Raw genomic sequence first — 3,698 nt, forward strand, 5'->3', positions numbered from 1 at the left:
TGTCTTTGTTGCTTGTTTTATATGATTTTTTTAAGTGACTATGCTATGACAGTTATCGTTAGTTAAATTCAGAAAACTTATTACTATGTTAACTAACAGCCTTAACCATGTAGATAATTTGTTACTATGAGATTTTGGAGTTAGTAGTTATAAATATTTCTAATTAGCACTAAAAGCTAATATATATTTTATATTATTCTTAATAGGATTTTTTTAAGTTTTACTTAATTTAATTAGTAAAATGAATAAAAAAAATGCCACCTATTCTTCAATAGATGGCAGGATATTTTGATACAACAGTTTAATTACTCTATTAAGCCGTTGGCGATTTATTACTTGCACCCGCCCTTGGCAACCAAATCTCTACTCGTAACCCACCTAATGGGCTATCGTCAGCTTTAACATGGCCTCGATGTTGACTGACTGCTGTTTCAACAATCGCTAATCCTAAGCCTGTTCCACCAGATTCGCGATCCCTTGCTTCATCAGTGCGGTAGAATGGCCGGAAGATATGTTCTCTATCTTCTGGGCTAACACCTGGTCCATCATCATCAACAATAATCGTGATACCTTGGTTCTGTTCAGTAAAGGCAACCTCAATACGAGAATGTGAATAACGTAAGGCATTACGAACGATATTCTCAAATGCACTTGCCAGAGAATAGGGATTGCAGTAAATAGGCCATGCTCCCGGAGGTGTTGTGACTTGTAGCGTTTTATTGCTTTGTTCCGCTTCAAACTTAGCGTTATCTAAAATATCATCCCACAGTTCATTAGCTTTTACGGTCTCGCGTAATAACTCGTTTTTATGTTGGTTGCGTGAAAGCACCAGTAAATCATTAATCATGCCATCAAGGCGCTGAGTTTCGGTTTCGATGCGTTCTAGCTCTTTACTTTCTCCGCTGCGACGACGTAATAATGCACTGGCTAATTGTAGTCGCGTTAGTGGCGTGCGTAGTTCATGAGAAATATCAGAGATCAGTCGTTGTTGTGCTTCAACCATACGTTCAAGCGCACTTATCATCTGATTAAAACTGGTACCAGCAGCTAAAAACTCTTGAGGACCTGTCTCTAGTTCTGGGTGAGGGCGTAAATTGCCTTTAGCCACATCGTCAGCCGCATTTTTAAGTTGCCTTGCTGGTTTTGCCAAGCTCCAAGAGAGCCAGACTAATAGCGGTGTGCTGATAAGCATGGTAAATATCAGTAACAGTAATGGTTTATCAAATAATAAGTTGATAAAGTCAGATTGCGGGCTACTTGAAGGGCGGACAAGATAAAGTTGGTAATGATCTTCGCCATCCCTTACCGAAAAAGGCCCTAACATTTCAGAGCGACCATACTTTTTCTTTTTAGGATGATCGGCATTATCAGATTGGCCAATAAAGTTTCTGACAACCTGCATCTCATTACGTTGAGCACCGATGATCCGACCTTCACTAGTAACAATAATTAAACGTTGGCCAGGAGGCGCCCATTTATCAATGGCTCGAATTAATCGACGCCACCAAAGGAGATCGTTAGCGGGATCTTGCGCTAATTCCGCTTCGATATGTTGTTCTAGCATAACACCCTGACGGTATTCACTCTCTAAAAGAGGGGTAAGCTGGCGCGAGTCCAGCTTGGGAACCATCATAACTAGCACGAGAACTAATGCTAGCGTCAGCCAGAAAATTGCGAAAATACGCGCTGACAGACTATTTATCATAAAGAATAATTTATCAAGTTATTGAAACCATCAGATAACCCCGGCCACGTAATGTTTTAAACCAAGGTTGTCCATCTGTTCTTTCTGGCAACTTACGGCGTAAGTTGGAAATATGCATATCAATTGCTCTATCAAATGGTGTTAAGCGTTTACCTAACACTTCTTGGCTGAGATGCTCGCGCGATACAACTTGTCCTAAATGCTGGGCAAGAAGATAAAGTAGAGTAAACTCAGTTCCTGTTAACTCTAGTGGTTCATTGTCAAAGCTTGCTTCTTGTCTACCAGGGTTAAGTTGTAGCTTATCAACTTGTAATGTGGGAGATGCGTTGTTATCAGTCTGTTTTTGTTCGCTCCAATTTGAACGACGCAAAATAGCTCTGATACGTGCAACCAGTTCTCTATCATTAAAAGGTTTTGGTAAATAGTCATCAGCACCTAGCTCTAAGCCAAGTACTCGGTCAAGATCACTGCCTCTTGCCGTTAACATAATGACAGGGGTCTGGAAATTTTGGCGTAACTCTTTGAGTGTCTCAATCCCGTTTTTACGTGGCATCATGATATCCAGTAATAACAAGTCGATAGATGCATCCAAAAGTTTAAGTGCTTGTTCGCCATCAGAGGCGAGTACAACATTAAAGCCTTCCATTTCAAGCAGTTCTTTTAATAGCGATGTTAATTCGCGATCGTCATCCACTAATAAGATTTTATGCATTCGTCAATTCCTCCAAGAGAAAAATACGATAATAAATAGCGCGAATCTATGACTTTACGTTCTTTTACACGCTCTGACGCTAGTTTGCAGCCGCAACGGTATAGTAATCCACATAGCAAAGAATTACACATATGAATTATACACATTGAGGTCGTATTAATTAGGTCGGTATTAATTTACCGAATTAGGAGTGAAGCAATGCGTAAAGTAGCAGTAGTTGCACTAGCATCAATGTTTTTGGCAGCTCCGACGATGGTATTAGCGGAAACCGCAAATACTAATCCGCCTACTGAGCAACAGTATAATGGTAACTACCACTGCGGTTATGGCTATGGAATGCATGGCGACCGTGATTATAGAGGTCACCGCGGACAACGTGGACATATGATGGATCGTAATTATGGCGAGTCACGTATGTTTAACGGTATTACCTTAACTGAGCAACAACGTACTCAAATGCGTGATTTAATGCGCCAGCATCATCAAGATCGATATAACGGAAATTTCGTCAGCATCATGAGAATATGCATAAATTAGTCACTGCTGAAAAGTTTGATGAAGCAGCAGTCAGAGCACAGATGCAAGATATGGATAAACAAGCGATTGAACGCCATGTAGAAATGGCAAAAGTCCATAATCAAATGTATCAGTTGTTAACCCCAGAACAGAAAGCGCAGTTGGAAAAGAATTACCAACAGCAAATGTCATATTTTGACCAACAAGGTCAACAAAATCAGTAATGAAGTAAGAGTGTAGTAGTAAAGTAGTACCTAGTTAGAGAGTAAGTAGCAACAACGAAGTTTTTTCCTTGCCATAGACACCATCCCTGTCTTTTGCAGCCCCTCTGGAGAGGGGCTTTTTTTTTTTGTTCGTAACATAATGGTTTTATTGTGATTTAACGAAGAACATCTGATGTCATAAATTAAGTTTATTATTAAAATAGTCATTTTACTGCTTTCAAATAGATATCATTTTGGCAGAATTTATATTTTTTATTCTTAATTTTCAATATTACTTTTTTTTATTAAATTCAATTTAATTCTTCGAGTATTTTCAATTGATAAACCTTGATTATGTTGAATTTCGTTTTATATATTTTTAACCCATTAGGATACACGAAAAAAGTTTTTGTACTGGAAAAGTTGATAAAATTTTTGCTTTAACCAAAATATCATCAGCTAAAAGGAGATATAGTGAGGTAATTATCATCATTTATAAATTTTTTCTTTTATCATTTCTCTTTTCAAAATAACTCCTCCTATACCTGTAATTATATAGTTA

Annotated in this window: 4 protein-coding genes; 2 read left to right on the top strand and 2 right to left on the bottom strand. The window is 38.2% G+C overall.

Features of this window, described 5'->3' with window-relative positions:
• Positions 1-313 precede the first annotated feature (313 nt).
• On the bottom strand, positions 314-1,705 hold the full coding sequence (gene cpxA / locus BHE89_RS12140; protein WP_069366855.1) for an envelope stress sensor histidine kinase CpxA: 1,392 nt from the start codon (positions 1,703-1,705) through the stop codon (positions 314-316).
• A gap of 13 nt (positions 1,706-1,718) precedes the next feature.
• On the bottom strand, positions 1,719-2,417 hold the full coding sequence (gene cpxR / locus BHE89_RS12145; RefSeq protein WP_069366854.1) for an envelope stress response regulator transcription factor CpxR: 699 nt from the start codon (positions 2,415-2,417) through the stop codon (positions 1,719-1,721).
• A 198-nt stretch (positions 2,418-2,615) separates the two neighbouring features.
• On the opposite strand from cpxR, the gene BHE89_RS27450 reads away from it, so the two are divergent.
• Both BHE89_RS27450 and BHE89_RS27455 read left to right on the top strand, forming a co-directional pair.
• Entirely contained in the window at positions 2,616-2,954 is a 339-nt protein-coding gene (locus tag BHE89_RS27450; protein ID WP_458694218.1) for a hypothetical protein, read from the top strand.
• Positions 2,942-3,157, top strand: a complete 216-nt coding sequence (locus BHE89_RS27455; RefSeq protein ID WP_458694219.1) for a Spy/CpxP family protein refolding chaperone — start codon at positions 2,942-2,944, stop codon at positions 3,155-3,157. Before BHE89_RS27450 ends, BHE89_RS27455 begins: the two co-directional genes overlap by 13 nt.
• Positions 3,158-3,698: the final 541 nt, after the last annotated feature.

Origin of the sequence: Shigella sp. FC1967 (assembly GCF_001743005.1) — a bacterium.
GTDB lineage: Bacteria > Pseudomonadota > Gammaproteobacteria > Enterobacterales > Enterobacteriaceae > Proteus.

Excerpts from the sequence above, each read along its gene's own strand:
- cpxA (WP_069366855.1), bottom strand. The coding sequence starts at position 1,705 with ATGATAAATAGTCTGTCAGCGCGTATTTTCGCAATTTTCTGGCTGACG.
- cpxR (WP_069366854.1), bottom strand. The coding sequence starts at position 2,417 with ATGCATAAAATCTTATTAGTGGATGACGATCGCGAATTAACATCGCTA.
- BHE89_RS27450 (WP_458694218.1), top strand. The coding sequence starts at position 2,616 with ATGCGTAAAGTAGCAGTAGTTGCACTAGCATCAATGTTTTTGGCAGCT.
- BHE89_RS27455 (WP_458694219.1), top strand. The coding sequence starts at position 2,942 with ATGCATAAATTAGTCACTGCTGAAAAGTTTGATGAAGCAGCAGTCAGA.